19 protein-coding genes are annotated in these 21,595 nt (G+C 66.1%); 15 read left to right on the plus strand and 4 right to left on the minus strand.

The window, feature by feature from the left end; genetic code table 11:
- Positions 1–190 precede the first annotated feature (190 nt).
- Together B2246_RS12415 and B2246_RS12420 are read left to right on the plus strand one after the other, a co-directional pair.
- The gene (locus B2246_RS12415; protein ID WP_286881473.1) at positions 191–1,558 is read left to right on the plus strand and encodes an MFS transporter; all 1,368 of its coding nucleotides are present in this window, start codon (positions 191–193) and stop codon (positions 1,556–1,558) included.
- Between the two features lie 191 nt (positions 1,559–1,749).
- Entirely contained in the window at positions 1,750–2,307 is a 558-nt protein-coding gene (locus B2246_RS12420; RefSeq protein ID WP_008649555.1) for a hypothetical protein, read from the plus strand.
- On the opposite strand, the gene B2246_RS12425 is transcribed toward B2246_RS12420, so the two are convergent.
- A complete protein-coding gene (locus B2246_RS12425) occupies positions 2,296–2,760 on the minus strand; it encodes a hypothetical protein (RefSeq protein ID WP_008649557.1) in 465 nt (154 codons plus the stop codon). The two genes, B2246_RS12420 and B2246_RS12425, sit on opposite strands and share 12 nt — an antisense overlap.
- Before the next feature lie 102 nt (positions 2,761–2,862).
- Complete coding sequence (locus B2246_RS12430; RefSeq protein ID WP_008649559.1) at positions 2,863–3,291, minus strand: RidA family protein; 429 nt, start codon at positions 3,289–3,291, stop codon at positions 2,863–2,865.
- 122 nt (positions 3,292–3,413) lie between these two features.
- On the opposite strand from B2246_RS12430, the gene soxR reads away from it, so the two are divergent.
- On the plus strand, positions 3,414–3,923 hold the full coding sequence (gene soxR / locus B2246_RS12435) for a redox-sensitive transcriptional activator SoxR (protein ID WP_286962624.1): 510 nt from the start codon (positions 3,414–3,416) through the stop codon (positions 3,921–3,923).
- Positions 3,924–3,947: 24 nt separating this feature from the next.
- On the opposite strand, the gene serA is transcribed toward soxR, so the two are convergent.
- The gene (gene serA / locus B2246_RS12440) at positions 3,948–5,153 is read right to left on the minus strand and encodes a phosphoglycerate dehydrogenase (protein WP_286881439.1); all 1,206 of its coding nucleotides are present in this window, start codon (positions 5,151–5,153) and stop codon (positions 3,948–3,950) included.
- Between the two features lie 291 nt (positions 5,154–5,444).
- Here serA and B2246_RS12445 point away from each other — a divergent pair, with 291 nt between their 5' ends.
- From B2246_RS12445 to B2246_RS12500, 12 genes are all read left to right on the plus strand, one after another.
- Positions 5,445–6,401 carry a SphA family protein gene (locus B2246_RS12445; protein ID WP_286881437.1) on the plus strand — a complete coding sequence of 319 codons (957 nt, stop codon included), beginning with the start codon at positions 5,445–5,447 and terminating at the stop codon, positions 6,399–6,401.
- Between the two features lie 119 nt (positions 6,402–6,520).
- Complete coding sequence (locus tag B2246_RS12450) at positions 6,521–8,161, plus strand: phage integrase family protein (protein WP_286881435.1); 1,641 nt, start codon at positions 6,521–6,523, stop codon at positions 8,159–8,161.
- A gap of 165 nt (positions 8,162–8,326) precedes the next feature.
- Complete coding sequence (locus tag B2246_RS12455; RefSeq protein ID WP_286881434.1) at positions 8,327–8,842, plus strand: DUF4381 domain-containing protein; 516 nt, start codon at positions 8,327–8,329, stop codon at positions 8,840–8,842.
- A complete protein-coding gene (locus B2246_RS12460) occupies positions 8,829–9,833 on the plus strand; it encodes a vWA domain-containing protein (protein ID WP_286881432.1) in 1,005 nt (334 codons plus the stop codon). Before B2246_RS12455 ends, B2246_RS12460 begins: the two co-directional genes overlap by 14 nt.
- Positions 9,830–11,425, plus strand: coding sequence for a VWA domain-containing protein (locus tag B2246_RS12465; RefSeq protein ID WP_286881430.1), 1,596 nt, complete (start codon positions 9,830–9,832; stop codon positions 11,423–11,425). The genes B2246_RS12460 and B2246_RS12465 overlap by 4 nt, the downstream gene beginning before the upstream one ends.
- On the plus strand, positions 11,422–12,513 hold the full coding sequence (locus B2246_RS12470) for a BatD family protein (RefSeq protein WP_286881429.1): 1,092 nt from the start codon (positions 11,422–11,424) through the stop codon (positions 12,511–12,513). The genes B2246_RS12465 and B2246_RS12470 overlap by 4 nt, the downstream gene beginning before the upstream one ends.
- 128 nt (positions 12,514–12,641) lie before the next feature.
- Positions 12,642–13,868, plus strand: coding sequence for a formylglycine-generating enzyme family protein (locus B2246_RS12475; RefSeq protein WP_051705451.1), 1,227 nt, complete (start codon positions 12,642–12,644; stop codon positions 13,866–13,868).
- A 63-nt stretch (positions 13,869–13,931) separates the two neighbouring features.
- Positions 13,932–15,008 carry an HAD family hydrolase gene (locus tag B2246_RS12480; RefSeq protein WP_286881427.1) on the plus strand — a complete coding sequence of 359 codons (1,077 nt, stop codon included), beginning with the start codon at positions 13,932–13,934 and terminating at the stop codon, positions 15,006–15,008.
- 177 nt (positions 15,009–15,185) lie between these two features.
- Positions 15,186–17,720, plus strand: coding sequence for a fused MFS/spermidine synthase (locus B2246_RS12485; RefSeq protein WP_286881471.1), 2,535 nt, complete (start codon positions 15,186–15,188; stop codon positions 17,718–17,720).
- Complete coding sequence (locus B2246_RS12490; protein WP_017513186.1) at positions 17,717–18,697, plus strand: AAA family ATPase; 981 nt, start codon at positions 17,717–17,719, stop codon at positions 18,695–18,697. Before B2246_RS12485 ends, B2246_RS12490 begins: the two co-directional genes overlap by 4 nt.
- A gap of 17 nt (positions 18,698–18,714) precedes the next feature.
- Positions 18,715–19,719, plus strand: coding sequence for a DUF58 domain-containing protein (locus B2246_RS12495; RefSeq protein ID WP_286881424.1), 1,005 nt, complete (start codon positions 18,715–18,717; stop codon positions 19,717–19,719).
- 257 nt (positions 19,720–19,976) lie between these two features.
- Positions 19,977–20,627, plus strand: coding sequence for an FMN-binding negative transcriptional regulator (locus B2246_RS12500; protein WP_035883568.1), 651 nt, complete (start codon positions 19,977–19,979; stop codon positions 20,625–20,627).
- Positions 20,628–20,660: 33 nt separating this feature from the next.
- Here B2246_RS12500 and B2246_RS12505 read toward each other — a convergent pair whose 3' ends face one another.
- The gene (locus B2246_RS12505) at positions 20,661–21,461 is read right to left on the minus strand and encodes an SDR family NAD(P)-dependent oxidoreductase (RefSeq protein WP_286881422.1); all 801 of its coding nucleotides are present in this window, start codon (positions 21,459–21,461) and stop codon (positions 20,661–20,663) included.
- Between the last annotated feature and the right edge of the window lie 134 nt (positions 21,462–21,595).

Genomic DNA, 21,595 nt, shown 5'->3' on the forward strand with positions numbered 1-21,595 from the left:
TACTTGCCAGACATCAGTCAACCGGGCGTTGAAGCGAGTCCAGCAGACCTTGGCGTTTTCCCGTATTGTTGCGACTTGGCGATAGTTGACGTTGCAACGAAATCGCCGTTTCCGACACTCGCTCCCGTTCGACACCGTGCAGAACAACGCCAGCCAGCCAGCCTCCGCCGCCGCGCCCCTCGACACCCCGATGACTGCGCGTGAGAAGCGCGGCATGGCCGCCATCATGATCGCGGTCTCGCTGGCCACGCTCGACACGGCAATCGCGAACACAGCGCTGCCCAATATCGCGGCCGACCTGAACAGCACGCCGGCTGCTTCCGTGTGGATCATCAACGCTTACCAGCTGGCCATGGTGGCGACGCTGCTGCCGTTCGCGGCGCTGGGCGGCATTCTTGGCCATCGGCGGATCTATCTCGCCGGCGTGGTGGTGTTTATCGTCTCGTCGGTGATCTGCGCGATGGCGTGGTCGCTGCCATCGCTGGCCGCCGCGCGCGCGCTTCAGGGCATCGGCGCCTCCGCGATCATGAGCGTGAACACCGCCCTGATCAGCGCCATCTTTCCGATTCACCGCCTTGGCCGCGGTGTCGGGCTCAATGCACTGGTGGTGGGGGTGTCCTTCGCGGTCGGGCCCACCGTGGCATCGGTCATCCTGTCGTTCGGATCGTGGCCGTGGCTGTTCGCGGTGAACCTGCCGATCGGTTTGCTTGCGCTGGCGATCGCCATTCCGTCTCTACCGAAGACCAAGCGTAGCGACCATGGTTTCGACCCCGTGGCGGCCATTCTTAACGTCATCACGTTTGCCTCGCTGATCTTTGCATTGGGCGAGGGCGTCCAGCGCGCGCCGGCCAAATACGTGGTGGCTGCTGCCATCGTGTTCGTCATTGCGTTCGTATTGCTGCTGCGCCGCGAGCGCGGTCACCCGGCCCCGATGTTGCCGGTGGACCTGTTCAAGCGGCCGATGTTCGCGCTCTCGACGCTGACGGCAATCTGCTCGTTCGCGGCGCAAGGGCTGGCCTTTGTGTCGTTGCCGTTCTATTTCGAGCATGTCCTGGGTCGCAGTCCGGTGGAAACCGGGTTCCTGCTCACGCCGTGGTCCGCCGTGGTGGCGCTGATGGCGCCGATCGCGGGCCGCCTTTCGGATCGCTATCCGCCGGGGCTGCTCGGCGGTATTGGCCTGGCGATCATGGCCGTGGGCATGGCGTCGCTGGCGCTGATGCCGGCTGACGCCAGCGTCCTCAATATCGGTATCCGCATGGCGATCTGTGGCGCTGGTTTTGGATTCTTCCAGTCACCCAACCTCAAGGCGCTGATGGCCAGCGCGCCGCGCGAGCGTGCCGGCGGCGCCAGCGGAGTGGTGGCCACGGCACGGCTGCTTGGTCAGGCCACGGGCGCTGCGCTGGTGGCGTTGTCTTACAGCATTGCCGACAGCCACGGCCCGACGCTTGCGCTGGCACTCGGCGCAGGATTCGCGGGTGCGGCAGCGGTTGCCAGTGGGCTGCGGCTGGTGACGCCGCAGAGTGCCGATAGCGCCGCGATGCAAACCGCCAGAAAGTAGTCGAGGCATATCGCCGGACGTCTCTGCCGCCTATAGTGGTCCTGAAGGGGACCACGTATCGGGACAATGTCCCGCCTGGGACGTCCAACCGCCCGCCAGAGGCTGGAACGCCTGTTGCACAGACACGGCGTGCATCGTGACCGGCTGGCGGCGCCGTGCCTCCTGTTGGCGCGCGTGCGAGGGAGGTAGCGATGAATCTAGCCGCCATTCTGGTCAGCGCGAGCGTGGCCGCGTCCGTGGCCGTGTCCTCCACGCCTGTCGAACGGCAGTTGCTTGCCATCAGTCCCCACGATTTTGCCCAGCAATTCAACGCCGTTGCCCATGATTCCGGGGCAAAGATGGTGCTGCCGGATTTCCACGCCAAGCCGGGCTGGCATCGGGCCAAGACCAGCGAGGGAATTTCGGTGATGGTGCGGGGGGCGCCGACTGGCTATGCGATCGACGAAGTGATCGTGGTGTGCCAGACCGGCGAGCAATGCCTGCAGACGATTTCCACGGCGGCCCAGGCCATCGACTCGACCATCGACCAGACATTGCTGCAGTACTTCGTGGCCGCGCGCATCGCCGAGCAGATCGGCGAGGTGGCACTGGTGATCTCGGGGCTGGTGTATCTGGTGGTCTCGCCGGACGACCAGGACTACGTGGCGCTGGTTATTCGTCCCTATTTGCCGCAGCAGGAGCTGACCGCGAAGACCCAGGCGGCGCTGCAACCAGCGGCCTTGCCGCCACCCGGCGCGTTAGCGATGTAGCGGAGGCGTTGCGTGGGCCGCGCGCTCATCGCTATGCGAGTGATCGAGATCCATCGCGCGTTGTTCGAGCAGGCGCTGCAGTTCCGTTGCGCCACGGTAGTAGTGCGCTAGTAACAGGCGCAACTCGACGTCATCGAGTGGTTCGCGTAGCAAGTCGCCATATGCGGCGGCGGCGCGCGCCGCCTGCTGCGCTGCGAAATCGATCAGACCCTGTTTACCGGCAAGGAAAGGCGGAATCTCCCGAAGACCGGCCGGAGCGTCATTGGCATCCTCGCCAGGGATGCCGGCACGCGCCGCCAGTTCCGCGGCTGCGCAATGCTGCAGGTTGGCGCGATAGGCCAGCTCGGCACGCCATTGAGGTTCCGTAGCCACGGCGGCCACGGCTGCCAACGATTCCGCGCACCGCCTGGCATGGAGGCTGAGCCGCGCCAGTGCAGTGGTCAGTGCTTCCATGACGTACGTCTCCGTTGCATCTCCACCTACTGTAGGTGACGCACGCCCGGTTCGCTCGCGGTACGAATCTTGCGTCCGGCAGTCTTCTTTGTGGCAGTCCTTTTACTCGGGCAATACAGCGATGGCCTCGATCTCGAACAACATGCCATCCAGCGCCAGTCGCGGCACCGGGATCAGCGTGCAGGCGGGGGCTGGCCAGTCACCGAGCATGGCTTGCCACGCACGGCTGAAGATCGCCAGACGGTCCATCGAATGGTCGACGATGAGCACGGTGATCTTTGCGATATCAGGAATGTCGGCGCCGCCGGCCTGCAGCGCGACGCGCAGGTTGGCAAGCGCCTGTTTCACCTGCTCCTGGAAGCCGGCACGCAAGCCGCCGATCATGTCTTCCCCGCCTTGCCCGGCCGCGAAAATGATCCTTGCCGGGCGCGTCGCTACAGCCACATGCGAATAGCCGTTGAGCTTGGGGTCGTAAAGATCGGGGGGATTCATGAACTGGAGATAGGGAGCGCGGGGCGATTCGAGCAGCATGGCAAGGTCCTCAGTGGAAAGTCGCGCCAGTATCAAACCTCAAGTGGGCTTGAGGTCAAGCTGTTTGTAGGCGAATTTTCACGCTACGATGGCGCATCGTCCGTGACCAGCTTTCCACCACCATGAAACGCGCCCTCGAAGATCAGGAAGACCACCCGTTGCGATCCGGTGATCCGCTCACCGTTGGCGAAGTTGCCGCGCGTAGCGGCGTCGCGGTGTCCGCGCTGCATTTTTATGAATCGAAGGGATTGATCTGCAGCACACGAAGTGCCGGCAACCAGCGCCGGTATCCGCGCGGGATACTGCGGCGCCTTGCGGTCATACGGGTGGCCCAGCGCATGGGCTTGCCGCTGTCCGTGATTGCCGATGCGTTCAGCCGCCTGCCGGATGACAAGGCGCCGACGGTTGCGGACTGGCGACGGCTCTCAGCCATATGGCGCGCGGATCTGGACGCGCGTATCCGCACGTTGACGCAACTCCGCGATCAGCTCGACGGCTGTATCGGATGCGGGTGTCTGTCCCTGAAGGAATGTCCGTTGCGCAATCCGCAGGATGCGCTGGCAGAAGAAGGGCCCGGCCCGCATTTCGGGGCCGGGCCCTGTGAGCACCGGAAATCGGGCAAGGCGCGATGACCGGGGCGGCGGTAGAGCCGCCGGTCAGGGCGCCACGATCATCCGGGTGCGAATGAAGGCGTCATCCTTCATCAGCGCCTCCGCCCAGCCGGCAGGTGGCACCAGGCTGATGTCGGTAATCGCGTAGCCGATATCGCCCTCGGTCTGCAGTTGCTGGGCCACGATATTCGCGCCGATCTCGGCCAGCGCCTGGTTGAAGTGCGACAGCGTGCCCGGCCGGTTGTAGTGGATGTTGAGCACGCGGGCCGGAGCCTGTTGCGGCGCCGGCTGAATCTGGGGCAGGTTCACTGCGCCCAGGGTTGCGCCGGTTTCGAGAAAATTGACCAGCTTGGTTGCCACTTCCACGCCAATATTCTCCTGCGCCTCTTCGGTGCTGCCGCCGACATGGGGCGTCAGGATGACATTCGGCTTGCCCTGAAGCGGCGAGACGAACGGATCGGCGTTACTGCGCGGCTCTTCCGGAAACACGTCGATGGCTGCGCCAGCCAGTTGCCCGTTGTCCAGCAATTGCGCCAGCGCCGGGATATCCACCACGGTGCCGCGCGACGCATTGATCAGGATGCTGCCAGGCCGCATGGCAGCCAGTGCCTTGGCATCCATCAGGTTGCGCGTTTGCGGCGTGGCGGGAACGTGCAGCGTCACGACGTCGGCCTGCGACAGGGCATCTTCGAGCGAGTGCACCGGCATGGCGCCTCCGATCGACAGGCGGGGGCGGATGTCGTAGAACACCACGCGCATGCCCATCGCCTCAGCCAGGATGCCAACCTGCGCGCCGATGTTCCCATAGCCGATCACCGCCATGGTCTTGCCCCGGATCTCGAAGGCACCCTTGGCGGTTTTCTGCCATTGGCCGTTGTGGGCGGCGCGGCTCTTTTCCGGGATGCGCCGCATCAGCATGATGGCCTGCCCGATGACCAGCTCCGCCACAGAACGTGTGTTCGAGAACGGCGCATTGAAAACCGGGATGCCGGCATGAGCAGCCGCGCCCAGGTCCACCTGGGACGTGCCGATGCAGAAGCAGCCGACCGTGAGCAGCCGCTGCGCCTTGGCGAACGCTTCGGCTGTCAGCGTGGTAGCCGAGCGGATGCCCAGCAGTTCGTAATCGCGCGCGGCGGCAAGCAGCGCGTCGCCGGCCAGGGCCTTGCCCTGGGTGGCGAGGTCGATCTGGTGGCGGCTCAGCAGTTGCTGGGCGCTGGCGTGGATGTTCTCGAGAAGCAGGGCGCTGGCCATGATGGTCGGACTGAATGCAGGAGAGTTGGGAAGGCACGGGGCGTCCATATGCGATTTGCGATGTGCGGGACGCGCATGGACACACCTTACCACCGACGCTTACCCGTGCTGTTGACGTGGGCAAGGGCATCAGCGGGATTCCGTCTGGACTCCGGAACCCCGGAGGAGTCGGAACAGCGAAAACATTCAACTCGTGAAACTAGAAAGCTGAATTCGGACCCGGGAGGAATCTGAGACGATGCAGCTTCTGCGCCGGGAGGGGTGCATTGTCATCGTCAAGGGGAAACAAGAATGAAGCGCGCGCAATCAGCCGTCCTGACCGCTTTGGCCGCGGGAGGGCTACTGGCTCCGCTGGCCGGTCACGCCACGGAAGGCGCACTGGGTCGCCCGGTGACCGGCACGAGTGTGTCGCCCAATGTGGCCGTCATCCCGTCCGAGCCGGTCTGGATTGCAAATTTGCAACAGCTTTACATGGACGGATCGGTCAGTGGCGGCCGGGAAGTGCCGATCGCCGGCAAGACCTCAATCGGTCTCGACGCGAAGGTCGCCTTCACGCTGGCCACGCTGATGAAGGTCTGGGATACCGGCGGAGGGGCGTGGAACTTTGCCTCGAGCTTTACGCTGCCCTACGTCTGGATGTCGGTCCATACAACTGCCGGTATAGGCAATTTCTCGCGTGGGACATCGGATCGGGCCTCCAATCTGTACGACATGTACTTCAGCCCGATCATCGCGGGCTATCACTTCTCGAAGACCAGCCATATGGCGCTGAGCTTCAACGTGTGGGCGCCCACGGGCCAGTACGACAAGAATGCGTTGGCCAACCCGAGCCTGAACAACTGGACCTTCGTACCGCAGATTGCATTTACGCATCTGATGCCGGAATACGGGCTCGAATTCAACGCGGTAGGGGCTTTCCAGTTCTATACGCGGAACACCGCTACTGACTATCAGGATGCGCCGCTGTTCACGCTCGACGTGATGGGCGTGAAGAAATTCGGCAAATGGGGCGCTGGCATCGTGATGGGCACCGTGCAGCAGCTGGGCAACGACAGCGGGCCGATTGCGGATCGCCTGAACGGATTCCGTGGCCGTGACTTCGCCATGGGCCCGATCGTGACCTATGACACCAAGCTCGGTGGCAAGGCGCCGCTGTCCCTCTCCCTGCGCTGGGTGCCGACCGTCGCCAGCAAGAACCGTCTGGACAGCACGGCGACGGTGATGGGGAGCGCGACGCTGGTGTTCTGAGGCGCGGCGTGTTCGCAGGTTCCTTTGGATAAAGGGGGCGGCCTGGCAAGGTACTGGGTGCGTGATGGCACCGCGACTCGCGGTATCATCGCGCCCTTTGTCGTTTACGCCTTACCGCCTTGCCTCAAGCCGTACCCCGTATCGCCCCGGCGGCCCGCCGGCGTCAGCGCCCGCCGGTCACCCCCGGCCGCGCGCTTGGCCCCAATGATTTCGCGTTCTACCGTGGGTACCTGCAGGGGCTGGACCTCGGACGTCTGGCCGACCGCTATCTGGACAAGGGTCTCGATCTGCGCCTGGTCCGTTCCCAGCTTCTCTGGATCGAGGAAGCGCTTGCGCGGGGCATCAAGCGTCTGGCTACCCGTCCCCGATCTGGTGGCAGCGGCGAGGAGCGGATGCTGACCGAGTCGGCGTGGCTGGCCCTGATTCATGCGCCGGCCGGGGAATCCGTCACAGCCAGGCAGACCCGCCAGCGCAGGCTGCTGCGGGCGCTCGACGCGCTCCAGCCGATGCTGCTGACGCGCCCCACTGCAGCCGATGCGGTGAGTGGCTGGTTTGCTTCGGCCATCGCCGCAAGGCTGGCGGACGCCGGCTGGCAGACGCTGGGCGCATTGCAGGCTGCAGTGGGCGCGGGCGGACAGGGCTGGTACCGGCGCGTACCCGGCATCGGCGCGCGGACCGCGCGGCAGATGGAGATCTGGTTGCAGGAGCAGGGCGCCCATATTGGCGCGATGGCTGCCGTATTGGCGCCGGGGCCGCTCGAGTCGCTGCGTGCGCCGGGCGCACGCGCCGAAGTCAGGGCGATTCAGGGCTGGCTGGGCGGCTATCAGCCGGAAGGCGGGCACACCTGGCGCGCCTACCGGACGCAGGCCGAGCGGTTCCTGCTATGGACCCTGCACGCACGAGGCAAGTCCCTGGCGACGGTGACGGCCGAGGATGGCGCCGCCTACATCGCGTTCCTCGCCGATCCGCAACCTTCCGCCCAGTGGGTGGGCCGGCGCGGCACGCCGCGCGACCGCCATGACTGGCGGCCTTTCGAAGGACCGCTTTCCCCTGCCAGCATCCGTCATGCACGCAAGATCCTCAGCACGCTGTATGGATGGCTGATCGAGCAAGGCCATGCGCGCGCGAATCCGTTCGAGGTGTTGTCCCTCCCGACTGACGGGGACACCCCTCGCATCCAGGTTGCCCGCAGCTTCACTGAGCCGCAGTGGCGCTTCCTGCTGCGTCATGTGTCGAGTCTGCCCGCCGACGACCCGCGTGCCGCGCGGTTGACCTTTATGCTGCACCTGGCACATGCCTCGGGGCTGCGTATCTCGGAGCAGGCAGTGGCTACGGTCGGGCATCTGACGTGGAACGGGCACTGGACGCTTGCGGTGCCGGGCCCCAAGCCGCGCCTGATTCCACTTCCCGAGGCGGTGATCGATGCCCTGCGTGGGCATCTGGCAGCGCGTGGGCTGGGGCGCGGAGTCGAAAGCCTGCCGGCCGCCACGCCGCTGATCGGCCGCGTCAAGACTGGTGACGAGGGTGGCGCGCTGTCGGTCGCGCAGATCGGCGCGATCTGGAAGCGGTACTTCGCCCAGGCCGCCACCTTGGCGGGGGCCGAGGATGACGCGGCACAACTGGCCCAGGCCAGCGCGCACTGGATGCGGCACACGGCGGGTGCGCACGCAGTGGCGCGAGGCGTTGCGCTCGAGGTCGTGCAGCAGCAGTTTGGTCATGCGAGCCTGGACACGACGTCAATGTACGTGCTGGCCGCGTGATGGCCACCTGATGGTCACGTGATGGCCGGCTACCCGGCCTTCGTCGATTTCCTTTAGCCCGGCGCTCGAAAAATCTTACTTCGGTCAGCCCCCGACTCAGCGTAACCTGCCCGAATTCCGGGCGATCCGCACGAGAGGGAGCATTCGCATGACACGGGTGGGGCCGTGAACGAACTGATCGATATCGTCACGCCAACGCCGCCGTCGTGGATGCCGCAGACGGTAGGCTGGCTCGTGGTTGGCGTCGTGCTGTTTGCCGGGGTGCTCTGGCTGGCCTGGACGGCCGTGCGACGCTGGTACGCCAATCGTTTCCGCCGGGCGGCGCTCAGGGAATTGACTGCCTTGCAGCAGACGGCGGATAGCGCCGAACGGGCCACGCTGCTCTTGTCGCTGGCCGAACTGCTCAAGCGGCTGGCACTGGCCCAATGGCCCCGGCACTCCGTGGCGGCCCTGTCGGGCCCGGCGTGGGGCGATTTTCTGCGCACCCATGCAGGTGGCGCGGGCGATGCGGTTCCGGCTCTCGCGGCGCTGATTGACGATGCCGAGTATCGTGGCGCGGCAACCCTGGCCCAGTGGCCCGAGGCGCAGCTTCGGGCAACCCTTGGCGCGTGCCGGGTCTGGATCGCCGGCTATCGGCACGATGGGCACGATGGGCACGATGGGCACGATGATCACATTTGAGTATCCCTGGCTGTTCGCGCTCCTGCCGCTGCCGTTGCTGCTCTGGTGGTGGCTGCCGCCATATCGCGAGGAAAGCGCGTCGGTGCGCCTGCCGTTTTTCGGGGAGGTGGCCAGTGCCGCTGGCCTGAAGCCTGCGCTCGGGGCGCACGTGCCGCGGCGCAATGTTGTCCAGTTGCTGTTGGGGCCGATTGCATGGGGCCTGGTAGTCGTCGCGCTGGCCCGTCCGCAGTACCTGGAGCCGCCGCTGCAACGGACCCAGCCCGTGCGCGATCTGCTGCTGGCGCTCGACCTGTCGCAGTCGATGGACACGCGCGACTTCAAGACCCCGTCGGGCGCCCTGGAGCCGCGCGTCGATGCCGTGCGGCAGGTGGTGGCCGATTTCGTGGCGCGCAGGACCGGTGATCGCATCGGGCTGATCGTTTTTGGCGATGCCCCGTATCCGCTGGCCCCTTTCACGCTCGACCACGCACTGGTGCGTGAACTGCTGACCGACATGGTGCCCGGCATGGCCGGGGCTAGCACGTCGCTCGGTGACGCCATCGGCCTCGGTATCAAGATGTTCGACCAGAGTCACGCGCAGGAGAAGGTGATGATTCTGCTGACCGACGGCAATGACACCGCCAGCCGGATGCCGCCGGCTCAGGCGGCCGACATCGCGAAGACGCGCGGCGTGGTGGTCCATACCGTCGGCATCGGGGACCCGGCCACGACCGGCGAGCAGAAGGTCGATCTGGACGCGCTGAAGCACATTGCCAGCACCACCGGAGGCCGGTACTTCTTTGGCGCTGACCAAACCAGCCTGGCCTCTATCTACGCCACGCTGGACCGCGTCACGCCGCACAGGGAGAAGACACTGACATGGCAGCCGCGCCGCGAGTTGTTCATGTGGCCGCTTGGCGCCGCCGTGTTGCTGATGCTGTTCTACCAGTTGGCGATGGCGCTCTACGCGCGCTGGCTGGCGCGGGCGGCTGCGTTGGAATCGACCGCATGAGCGCGTACGTCGAGGCCCTGGCCGAGTTCCATTTTCTGAGGCCCTGGTGGCTGCTGGTGCTGCTGGCGGCGATCTGGCTGCCCTGGGCCGTGCGACGCCGTGGCGATATTCGTCGACGCTGGCGGGCTGTCATCGCGCCCCACCTGCTCAATGCGCTGGTGGTTGGAGAGACCCGCAAGCGCGCGCTGCGCCCGGTGCATCTGTCGGCCTTGCTGCTGGCGTTGGGCGCCGTCGCGCTGGCGGGGCCGACCTGGGAGCGTGAACGGCCGCCGTTTCCGTCAGACAAGGCACCGCTGGTCATTGCCGTCGACCTGTCGCCGACGATGGACGCCATCGACGTGACCCCGACCCGGCTCGAGCGGGCCAAACTCAAGATCAAGGCATTGCTGGCCCGACGCGATGGGGGGCGCACGGCGCTCTATGCGTATGCTGGCTCGACCCATCTGGTGCTGCCGCTGACCGATGACCCGACGCTGCTGCAGACGTTCGCGGATGCGCTGCAGACCCGCATCATGCCGGTGCCAGGCAAGGACACCGTGCTGGCCGTGCGGACCATCGACGCAGCGCTGAAGAAGGAGACCGTTCCCGGAACGATCCTGTTGCTGACCGATGGCGTGGAGCCCGCGGCAGTCGAGCCGCTTCATGCCTACGCCCGCTCGGCGCGGACGCAGGTGGTGGTGCTGGCCATCGGGACGGTGGATGGTGGCCCGCTGCGCGGTCGTGACGGCACTGCGCCGGGGCTGGACTCAGCCACGCTTCACGCGCTGCGCGCAGCGGACATCGACGTTGCGACGCTGACCCCCGATGGCGATGCCGACGTGGCGTGGGTGCAGCGCCATGTGCGGCAGCACGTGGAACAGGCCGCGTCGCCCGACACGGTGCGCTGGCACGACGTGGGCTGGCCCCTGACGATTCCGATCGCGCTGCTGGCGCTGCTCTGGTTCCGCAAGGGCTGGACGATCCGCTGGATCGTCGGCATCGGCGCGGCCATGGTGCTGGCTGCGCCGCAGGCCGATCTGCGGGCGCAATCCACCGCCGCCCCGCGAGCATGGCGCATGGCCGATCTTTGGCTCACGCACGACCAGCAGGGGCGGAGGGCATTCGAACAGGGCAAGTTCGCGGAGGCCGCGACGCAATTCGACGATCCGATGTGGCGCGGCGTGTCGTGGTACCGCGCAGGCAAATTTGCCGAGGCCGCGCGCGAGTTCGAGCACATCAGCAGTCCGGACGGGCATTTCAATCTGGGTAACGCGCTGGCGAAGCAGGGCAAGTATCAGGACGCCATCCCGCAGTACCGGCTGGTACTGCAGCAGCGGCCCGGCTGGGCGCCAGCGCAGCGCAACCTGGCGCTGATGCAGGAGTTGATCGAGCGCCAGAAGCAGAACGAGAAGCACGATGAGGAGGCGCCAGACGTCAAGCCGGATCAGATCCAGTACGACGCCTCGGCGCCACCGCCCCCTCCCGGTGGTGACAAGATGCAGCAGGGCCTCGCGCAGCAGAACGCGGAGATGTGGATGCGCGCGATCCAGACGTCTCCGACGGAATTGCTGGCGCGCAAGTTTGCGCTGCAGCGCCAGCAGGGGAAGCCATGATCGCGCGGCTGCTTGCCCTGATCACGTTCTGCATGGCTGCACTGGCCCATGCGGCCGAGCCGGCGCCGATCGTTCGCGTCGACGTTGGCGGCAACGGTGCCCAGCGTCCCGCCGTGGTTGGACAGTCCGTCCAGATCTCGGTGACGATCCTGGCACCGAACTTCTTCATGTCGGCGCCGGTGTTCCCGCCACTGCAGGTGGCTGGCGCTGTGATCACGATGCCGGACGATCGCGCCGTCAACTCGACCGAGACGGTGGGCGGCGTCAGCTATGCGGCGATCACCAAGACCTATGTACTGACTCCGCAAAGCGCCGGCGATTTCACGCTGCCGCAGCCGGAGATCCCGTTTACGTACGCGGGTGGTGACGGCAAGCCGCACTCCGGCAGCGTCACGTTGCCGCGCACGGTGATTCATGCCGGCGGGCAGGGCGGCAGCGGTGCGCCGGGCGCGGCATCCGGCGTGCAGGCAATTGTCGGCACGCTTCCGGCCGGACCGCTCCAGATCACGCAACAGTTCGATCGCCCGGTCACGGGCAAGGATGCCCACTTGCGCGCAGGGGATGCCGTAGTACGGACGATTACGATCGTCGCGCCCAATGCGCCGGCCATGATGATCCAGCCGCCCGTGTTCGAGGCGCCAGGTGGGGTGAAGCTGTTCAAGGCGGATCCGCAGCTATCCGATGGCGCGGCCGGTGCCGGCGAGACCCCGGGCGGGCGGCGCGTGGAGCGCGTGACCTATGTGTTCGAGTCCAGCGGCAGTCACACGCTGCCGGCGGTGACCGTGAAATGGTATGACCCCGCCAGTGGCAAGCCTTCCGAGTCGGTGGCCCCGGCCATTACCGTGGAGGTGGGCCGAGCTGGGCCGGGCCTGGGCCTTGCGCCGACCGGCGACGCGTTCGGTGCGGAGGACTGGTGGCCGGCCTGGCTCGACGGCAGGGTCTTCGCCGGATTGGTGGGACTGGCAGTGATTGCCCTGGCGGCGTTCGGGCTGCGCAGGCGGTTGCCGGTCTGGTGGCACGCACAATTGAAGGCCTGGAAGGCCGCCTGGCGCGAGCTGCGTGGCCCGCTGCCACCGCTTAACCCATGAGTGGTCTGGGCGCCATTAAGAATCTCGTAAAAAATCATTCAGATCAGTCAATAAAATATTGCATTCCTTCGCCGAGCCAGGATGCGCATACTGCCCGTGTTCCGGATTGCACCGGGCAAGGGACACTGATGGCACGTAAACAGCAGGCAAGGGCGGTGGCCGCAAGCGCGGCGCCGTCATCGTGGCGGCGGCGGATGTGGCTGGGCGCGCTGGTCGTAGGGATGGCCGGGGCAGGCGCCGCCGGCACGGTCTGGTATAGCCGGCACAATGGGCAGGGCGCGGACCCCGCGTCGATTCGTGCGGGCGATGGCGTCAACGGCCCGGCCGGCATGGTGCATATCCCGGGTGGCGAATTCCTGATGGGTAGCGACCACAAGATGTCCCAGGCCAACGAGCGCCCGGCGCACAAGGTGCAGGTCAAGGCCTTTTGGATGGATCAGCACCACGTCACCAATGCCGAATTCCGCAAGTTCGTCGAGGCCACTGGCTACCTGACCACGGCGGAGCGCAAGCCGGACTGGGAGACGCTGAGGGTTCAGCTTCCGGCCGGCACGCCACGCCCGCCTGACAGCGCGATGGTCGCGGGCGGGATGGTCTTCGTCGGCACCAACAGCCCGGTGCCGCTGCGCGAATACTGGCGCTGGTGGCGCTTCGTACCGGGCGCGGACTGGCGTCACCCGACCGGCCCGGGCAGCTCCATTGAAGGCAAGGACAACCATCCCGTCGTGCAGGTCTCGTATGAAGACGCGCAGGCGTATGCCAAGTGGGCCGGCAAGCGTCTGCCCACCGAGGCCGAGTGGGAGTTTGCCGCCCGTGGCGGCCTGGAGCAGGCCACCTATGCCTGGGGCGACAAGTTCGCGCCGGATGGCCGGCAGATGGCCAATGTCTGGCAGGGCCAGCAGGTGCAGCCGTTCCCGGTGGTCAGCGCCAAGGCGGGCGGCGCGGCTGGCACCAGCGCCATCGGCACGTTTCCGGCCAATGGCTACGGGCTCTATGACATGACCGGCAACGCCTGGCAGTGGGTGGCCGACTGGTATCGCGCGGACCAGTTCCGCCGCGAAGCCACGGTGGCGGCAGTGCTGCAGAACCCGACCGGTCCGACCGATTCGTGGGACCCGACCGAACCGGGCGTGCCGGTGTCGGCGCCCAAGCGGGTCACGCGCGGTGGCTCGTTCCTCTGCAACGAGGACTTCTGCCTCAGTTACCGCCCGAGCGCGCGGCGCGGTACCGACCCGTACACCAGCATGTCGCACCTCGGCTTCCGGCTCGTGATGGATGACGCCCGTTGGGCGGAAGTTCGCAAGCAGCCATCCGTGGCAATGGCCGCAGGCGGGCCGCAGAGCGTGCAGAAATAGCGCATCGAAGCGGCAAGCCGCAAAGCAGACAGACAAGAGACGCACCGAACCGGAGAGAACCCGATGGAACATGCCCGCGCACCGTGGTTGCGACGCTGGATCAATACCGCGGTCGCGGCCCTTGTCATTGGCGCCACCGCCACCACGCTGGGTGGATGCGCATCCAGCGCGCCGCAGTCTGGCGGCACGCAGGAATCGGCGCAGACCGCCGTCAATGCCGAGGCGGCACTGCCGTCCTGGCGCGATGGCGCCACGCGCAAGACGATCATCAAGTTCGTGGCCGACGTGACGCAGCAGGGCTCGCCGACCTACGTGCCCCCGGCTGAACGCATCGCCGTGTTCGACAACGACGGCACGCTGTGGAGCGAACAGCCGCTGTATTTCCAGTTCTTCTTCCTGCTCGATCAGGTCAAGGCGGCAGCGCCTTCACATCCGGAATGGAAGAACAATCCGGCGTTCAAGGCGCTGATGGCCAATGACATGGCCGGGCTTATGCGCGAGGAAAAGCGGTTGTTGCCCCTGATCACGGCGGCGAACAGCGGCATGACCGTCGACGAGTATGACCGCACGATTCGCGCATGGATCGATACGGCGCGGCATCCCAAGTTCAACCGACGCTACACGGACCTCGTCTACCAGCCGCAGTTGGAACTGCTGTCGTACCTGCGGGCCAACGGCTTCAAGACCTATATCGTGTCCGGCGGCACGATCGAGTTCATGCGTCCCTGGACCGAGCGCGTGTACGGGATTCCGCCCGAACAGGTGGTTGGCTCGACCCAGACCATCACCTATGACGTCCGCGACGGCAAGCCGGTGCTGATGCGTGGTCCGAAACTCGACTTCATCGACGATGGCCCGGGCAAGCCGGTCGGCATCTATCGCCAGATTGGCCGCCAGCCGATCCTGGCGGTGGGCAACTCCGACGGCGACCTGCAGATGCTGCAATACACGATGGCCGGCACCGGCGCGCGCCTGGCCATGCTGGTCCACCACGACGACGCCCAGCGCGAGTTCGCCTACGATCGCCAGTCGAAGATCGGCAAGCTCGACAAGGCGCTTGACGAAGCGACGACGCGTGGCTGGACCGTCATCAGCATGCAGAAGGACTGGGCCCAGATCTATCCCGCCGCGAAGCCGTGAAATGCCGCTTCAGGCTGCCCCCTCGGTTGACCCTTGGGGTTGCCTTGCCAGTGCGGACGGAACAGTACAAACCACAACACCAACACCAACAATAGCGGAGCCCTCGATTGGCAGACTTCACAGGCAACAAGCGCGGCAAGAAACGTGACGGCAGCCGACCGTAAGCTGGGGCAGGGGATGCGTGCGAAACGGCGGCCAGCCCAAGCATCCGAGCCTGCTGTCCTGCCGCGGTCGACCGCGTGGCGATGGCCCGCGTTGCTGCTGATCCTGTCCGGCGCTGCAGGCCTGGTTTATCAGGTGCTGTGGATCAAGCAACTTTCGCTGGTGGTCGGCGTCGAGGTACAGGCGGTGACCACCGGTGTCAGCGCGTTCTTCGCAGGCCTGGCGCTTGGCGGCTGGCTGGTTGGCCGTCACGCCGATCGCAGTACCTCGGCCTGGCGGCTATACCTCTGGCTCGAAGTCGCCATCGCCCTGCTGGGTATTGGCGCGACGCTGGCGCTGGCTCATGCGGCGGCGCCGTTCGCATGGCTGCAGTTGCGCGCGGGGGCCGTGGCGTGGGCGCTTCCGGTGCTGGTGGTCGGCCTGCCAGCGGTCGCAATGGGCGGCACGCTGCCGGCGCTGCTCCGGGCCGTGACGCCTGCCGAGCACGAACTCGGCGGCCACGGCGGCCGGTTCTACGCGGCCAACACGGCCGGTGCCATTGCGGGCACGCTGCTCGCGGGGTTTGTGTGGATTCCTGCGTTCGGCGTCACGGGTAGCGCCTGCGCGGCAGCCGCGCTGAACCTGCTGGCCGCACTCGGCGCGTACTGGATGGTCCGCCGCGCTCCCGAAGCGACCACCCGGACCGTGCCACAGGCGCAAGCCGAGGCAACGCCAAGGACTGGGCAGCGCGCACTGGCGCTCACGCTTTATGCCCTGGCCGGCGGTATCGCGCTTGGCTACGAGGTGGTCTGGTCGCAAGCCATTGTCCAGTTCCTGAGCACGCGCGCATTCGCGTTCGCGGTGATGCTTGCCACGTATCTGGCGGGCCTCATGCTTGGTAGTGCGCTGGTGGCACGCAAGGTCGATCGGGCCAGGGACCCTTGGGGCGTGTTCGCGGCGCTGGTTGTCGGCGCGGGGCTGGCGGGTCTGGTCGAGTTCGCATGGCTGGGTGAATGGCTCCCGGTCGCCCAGTCCGTGGTGTCGCAGCGCGTGCTCGGTGCCACCGGCAGCCAGCTTGCCGCCATGTGCGCGAGCTTTGGCATGGCGGCGTTTTGTATTGTGTTCGTGCCGACGGTGCTGCTTGGCGCGGCGTTTCCGTATGTCGTGCGACTTTCCGTCGATGTATCGCGCCCCGGTTCGGGGCTCGGCGCCGTGCTTGCGGTGAATACGCTGGGCGGTATTGCTGGCTCGGTGCTGGCTGGCTTCGTGCTGGTGCCGTGGATCGGCGTGGTCCATACGCTCGGCGTGCTGGCCGTGGCGAGCGGCGTTGTGGCGCTGCTGGCTACCGCATTCGGCACCGGCGTGCGCCGCTTCGCGCGGGTGGCCGTGCCGTTGCTGGCCGTGGTGACCTTGATTGTGGCCGTGGTGACGCCGGCCGATCGGCTTGCCGCATTGCTGGCGCAGACGCGCGGCGGTGAACTTGTTTTCTACGAGGAAAGCCGTGGCGCCACGGTGGCCGTGGTGGAGCAGGGCAAGGCCCGTCAACCGTTCCGCCGGCTCTATATTCAGGGCGTCTCGAATTCCGGCGATACGATGACGTCGCTGCGCTATATGCGGTTGCAGGCGCTGCTGCCCCTGCTGATCCACAACGGCGCACCGCGCTCGACCCTGGTGATCGGCCTTGGGACCGGCATTACCGCTGGCGCGCTGCTGCAGTATCCGGGGCTCGAGCATCGGGTAGTGGCCGAGTTGCTGCCCGCCGTGGTGCGTGCCGCGCCGAACTTCCAGGGCAACTACGGCGTGACTGGCGACAAGCGCGTTGATATCCGCTTGCGCGACGGCCGGCGCGAGCTGCTGCAAAGCACCCAGCGTTACGACCTGATCACGCTGGAACCGCCGCCGCCGTCGGCCAGCGGTGTCGTGAACCTGTACTCGCGTGATTTCTATCGTCTCGCCGCGCAGCGTCTGGAGACGGGCGGTATCGTGGCGCAATGGTTGCCCCTGCCGACGCAAAATCCCGAGGACACTCGCTCGCTGGTGCGTAGCTTCCTCGATGTGTTCCCGCACGCCACGCTCTGGACCACCGAACTGCACGAGATGCTGTTGGTTGGATCGTTGCAGCCGGTCACGCTTGACGTGGCGCGTATCCAGTCGCGTTTCGCCGATGCCGGGGTCAGCGCGGCGCTGCAGTCCGTCGGGGTGGCATCGCCCGCCGCCTTGCTGGCTACCTACGTGACCGACCGCACCGGCCTCGACTGGTTTGCCAGCGACGCGCCCGCCGTTACGGACGATCGTCCGCGCATCGAATACTCGGGCTGGGTGCGCAAGCAGTCGTTCCCGCCCGTGCTGGAGGAGTTGCTGAATCTCTCGTCCGAACCGCAATTGCAAGGCGCGGACGACGCGCTGCAAGTCGCCATCCGGCGCGAGCGGGCCAACCTGCATCTGTTCTATCGCGCCGGGCTCGATGCATACCGGGGCGACCGCCAGCAATGGATGCGCGATATCACGCAGGTCATGCGCGAGGATCCGGGCAATCCGTACTACAACTGGTTCACGGGAGGCGCGCAATGAGCGCTCGCGACGATTTTCTGGCGCTGCAGGCACGTATGGGCGAATCCATCGTCGGCCAGGCACGCATGATCGAGCGGTTGTTGCTTGGACTGCTTGCCGACGGGCACCTGCTGGTGGAAGGCCTGCCGGGGCTGGCCAAGACCCGTGCCATCAAGAGTCTGGCAAAGCATCTCGACGCGCGGCTGTCGCGCGTGCAGTTCACGCCAGACCTGCTGCCCGCCGACATCACGGGCTCGGACATCTATTACAGCGAAGGCGGCAAGGGCGAGTTTCGCTTCCAGCCCGGCCCGCTGTTCGCGAACCTGATTCTGGCGGACGAAGTCAACCGTTCCCCGGCCAAGGTGCAATCAGCGCTGCTCGAAGCCATGGAGGAGCGGCAGGTCACCGTGGGCGGCAATACGCACCCGCTGGAACGGCTGTTCCTGGTCATGGCCACGCAGAACCCGATCGAGCAGGAAGGTACTTATCCGCTGCCCGAAGCGCAGATGGACCGCTTTCTGATGCACGTGAACGTCGACTACCCCGCGGCCGATGCCGAAGCGGAGATCATCCGGCTGGCGCGTGCCGAGGAAGAACCGGACACCCATCAGGGTGGTGCCGGTCGCAGCGAAACCCGCATGTCCCCGGCTACGGTGTTCGATGCGCGCCGGCAAATTCACGAGATCAAGGTGAGCGAGCCGGTGGAGCGCTATATCGTCGCGCTTGTGCAGGCCACGCGCGATCCCGCGCGTCTCGACGACGATCTGAAACGCTGGATCGAGGTGGGCGTGAGCCCCCGTGGTTCGATCGGTCTCGACAAGGTAGCGCGGGCGATCGCCTGGCTGCGTGGGCGCGACTACGTCACTCCCGAGGACGTGCAGGCGGTGGTGCACGACGTGTTCCGGCACCGGCTGATCCTCTCGTACGACGCCCACGCGGCGGGGGTTAGCGCCAACGCGGTCATCGACCGCCTGGTGCAGCGCGTCGCGGTGGCCTGAGGCCATCCGGCTTCGTTATGAAACCCGATACCGCCGCACTCGGCCGCTCGCCCCAGCACAAGACGCTCCCGTCCAGCGCCACGCCCGGTGTCAATGTCGACACCGCATCGCTGGCCGCGCTCGAAGCTGCTGCGCGGGACTTCCATTTTCTGTCGCGCCAGCCCGTGCACAGCCTGCTGTCGGGGCGCCATGGGTCACGTGTGCGGGGCCGTGGGCTGGCCTTCGAGGAATTGCGCCCCTACCTGCCCGGGGACGACGTTCGGACGATGGACTGGCGCGTGACGGCGCGAACCGGCAAGCCGCACGTGCGGGTCTATGCCGAGGAAAAGGAGCGCCCGGCGCTGGTGGTGGTGGATCAGCGCATCAACATGTTCTTCGGCAGCCGCCGCGCGATGAAATCGGTGGCGGCGGCGGAGGTGGCGGCGCTGGCCACGTGGCGAATGGTGGTGGAGGGGGACCGCGTGGGCGGCGTCGTCTTTGGCGACAAGGAGGTGACCGCGCTGGCGCCGCAGCGCAGCCAGCACGGCGTGCTCCACCTGCTTGGCGAACTGGCGCGCCACAATCAGGCGCTGCGCGCGGACGCCCCGGCCAGCCAGGGCGCCAGCCAGTTGAACGCGGCGCTGCAGCACGCGCTGCAACTGGCCCGTCGCGACTATCTGGTCATCGTCATCAGCGACTTCAGCGGCAACGATGCGCAGACCCGCGACCTGATGCTCGAACTGCGCCGTCGCAACGACATGCTGTCGGTGCTGGTCTATGACCCGTTCCTGCTGAACCTGCCCGATTCCGGTCACCTCGTGGTCAGCGACGGTGAACTGCAGGTGGAACTCGGCTTTGGCCGGGAGACACTCCGGAGCGCGATTCACCGCTTCGCGGACGATCACAATGCGTCGCTGGTCGAGTGGCACAACGGCATTGGCGTGCCGCTGCTCCCGATATCGGCAGCCGAGGATACGGCGCTGCAACTGCGCCGGCTGCTGGGATATCCAGCCGATGCGTCGCCGCGGCGCGGCAAGGCATAGGACGCAGCTTCGGGCTGGATGTGCAGTCCAAGCACTCTCAGTTGGCCCTTATGACCGCGTAGCACAACTGGCGGGGACCCCAGCCGAAAATCAAGCAACCGCTTGATCACCCTCTGGTTCGGTGGGTTCGATGCCGCTGAGCCTACAGTTCTCCATCAGCGTGTGGGCGATAACCGCAAACTGCGGCTACACTCGGCTCCAGTTTCCGATGACAATGCTTGCATTCCGAACCCAACACACCCACGCCCCGCACGCTCATGTACGTCCCTGCCCATTTCGAAGAATCGCGCCCCGAGGCTCTCCATGCGTTGATGACCGCGTATCCGTTTGGCACGCTGGTCACGCATGGCAGGAACGGTCTGGATGCGAACCACATTCCCTTCCATCTCGAGCCCTCGCAAGGGCCGAATGGGATGCTGAAGGCTCACGTTGCCCGCGCCAACCCGGTCTGGCAGGACGTGGCGAACGGTGATGAGGTACTGGTGATTTTCCGTGCCGCTGATGCGTATATCTCGCCGAACTGGTATCCGAGCAAGCACGAGGCCCATAAGCAGGTGCCCACGTGGAACTACATGGTCGTGCACGCGCACGGTCGCATCACGATTCGCGACGATGAGCGCTTCGTGCGCGGTGTGGTAGCCCATCTGACTCGCACGCACGAAGCCACGCAACCCAGGCCGTGGAAGATGTCCGACGCCCCGTCGGATTTTGTCGACACGATGCTCAAGGCGATTGTCGGCATCGAAATTGAGATCACGCGCCTGGAAGGCAAGTTGAAGCTGAGCCAGAACAAGGAAGTGCGCGACATCCGTGGCGCCGGCACGGCGCTGGCCGAGCAGGGCAGCACGATGCTCGGCGAAGCGATGCTGGCCCGCGCAGATGCCAAGGAGCGGGGCGAGACCCAGTAATTCCCGGGCCTCCCACCCTTTACCTTCCGCCTCTCAGCGTCCCGTCGCGTACCGGGGCGCCGGAGTGTTGGTCGATAGCTGGCCCGCCATCGCCTGGCGCGCGCCTTCATATGCATTCCATTGCTCGATCGCGTGCAGCGGTGGAATCGTCACCAGCTCGCCGCGGTCGAAGCCTACCAGTGCTGCATCGACCATCGCTTCGGCCGGCATGACGATCGCCTTGTCGAGATGTTCGATCGGCAGGCCACCGGTTTCCCAGAAGTCCGTGGCGGTCGCCCCCGGCAGTACCGCCTGCACGCGCAGCCCCTTGGCCGCGAGTTCGTGATGCAGCGACTGGCTGAATGCCAGCACGAACGCCTTGCTGCCGCCATACACCCCGTTCAGGATTTCGGGCGCGATGCCGACGATCGACGAAATGTTGATGATCGCGCCACGGCCGCGCGCGACGAATCCCGGCACGGCGGCATAGGTCAGGCGCGTCAGCGCGGTGACGTTGAGGTCGATCATCCGGTTCATGGCATCGACATCGCTGTCGAGCAGCGGCGTGTGCGTGCCGACGCCTGCGTTGTTGACCAGCAGCGTGATGCTGGCGTCCTGCCGCAGCTTTTCCTCCACCCGCGCGAGCGATTGGCGGTCGTTGAGATCGGCCGGGAAGACTTCGACCACGCGCTGCGTCTCGTCAGTGATGCGCCGCGCCAGGGCATCGAGCTTGTCGCGATTGCGGGCGACGAGGATCAGGTCATAGCCGCGGCGTGCCAGGCGGTCCGCGTAGATGGCGCCGATGCCCGAGGATGCGCCGGTAATCAGGGCCGTGCCGAGATGGGTTTGCGTCATGGTGTTCTCCTTGCGATGTCGTTGCGATGGGGATCCGAAAATCGGGATGCGTCGAATCCATCCATTGCATCGTAAAGCGGCTTGACCATGGCAGAAATGACGATTATGGTCATGTTTTAGGACATGGCTCCAAC

The sequence above is a fragment of the Cupriavidus sp. UBA2010 genome (genome assembly GCF_002335265.1).
Lineage (GTDB): Bacteria > Pseudomonadota > Gammaproteobacteria > Burkholderiales > Burkholderiaceae > Cupriavidus > Cupriavidus metallidurans.

Coding starts and splice junctions, on each gene's coding strand:
- B2246_RS12475 (WP_051705451.1), top strand. CDS start 12,642: ATGGCACGTAAACAGCAGGCAAGGGCGGTGGCCGCAAGCGCGGCGCCG.
- B2246_RS12420 (WP_008649555.1), top strand. CDS start 1,750: ATGAATCTAGCCGCCATTCTGGTCAGCGCGAGCGTGGCCGCGTCCGTG.
- B2246_RS12495 (WP_286881424.1), top strand. CDS start 18,715: ATGAAACCCGATACCGCCGCACTCGGCCGCTCGCCCCAGCACAAGACG.
- B2246_RS12415 (WP_286881473.1), top strand. CDS start 191: ATGACTGCGCGTGAGAAGCGCGGCATGGCCGCCATCATGATCGCGGTC.
- B2246_RS12430 (WP_008649559.1), bottom strand. CDS start 3,291: ATGCTGCTCGAATCGCCCCGCGCTCCCTATCTCCAGTTCATGAATCCC.
- B2246_RS12425 (WP_008649557.1), bottom strand. CDS start 2,760: ATGGAAGCACTGACCACTGCACTGGCGCGGCTCAGCCTCCATGCCAGG.
- B2246_RS12500 (WP_035883568.1), top strand. CDS start 19,977: ATGTACGTCCCTGCCCATTTCGAAGAATCGCGCCCCGAGGCTCTCCAT.
- B2246_RS12445 (WP_286881437.1), top strand. CDS start 5,445: ATGAAGCGCGCGCAATCAGCCGTCCTGACCGCTTTGGCCGCGGGAGGG.
- B2246_RS12460 (WP_286881432.1), top strand. CDS start 8,829: ATGATCACATTTGAGTATCCCTGGCTGTTCGCGCTCCTGCCGCTGCCG.
- B2246_RS12505 (WP_286881422.1), bottom strand. CDS start 21,461: ATGACGCAAACCCATCTCGGCACGGCCCTGATTACCGGCGCATCCTCG.
- B2246_RS12490 (WP_017513186.1), top strand. CDS start 17,717: ATGAGCGCTCGCGACGATTTTCTGGCGCTGCAGGCACGTATGGGCGAA.
- serA (WP_286881439.1), bottom strand. CDS start 5,153: ATGGCCAGCGCCCTGCTTCTCGAGAACATCCACGCCAGCGCCCAGCAA.
- B2246_RS12470 (WP_286881429.1), top strand. CDS start 11,422: ATGATCGCGCGGCTGCTTGCCCTGATCACGTTCTGCATGGCTGCACTG.
- B2246_RS12485 (WP_286881471.1), top strand. CDS start 15,186: ATGCGTGCGAAACGGCGGCCAGCCCAAGCATCCGAGCCTGCTGTCCTG.
- B2246_RS12465 (WP_286881430.1), top strand. CDS start 9,830: ATGAGCGCGTACGTCGAGGCCCTGGCCGAGTTCCATTTTCTGAGGCCC.
- soxR (WP_286962624.1), top strand. CDS start 3,414: ATGAAACGCGCCCTCGAAGATCAGGAAGACCACCCGTTGCGATCCGGT.
- B2246_RS12480 (WP_286881427.1), top strand. CDS start 13,932: ATGGAACATGCCCGCGCACCGTGGTTGCGACGCTGGATCAATACCGCG.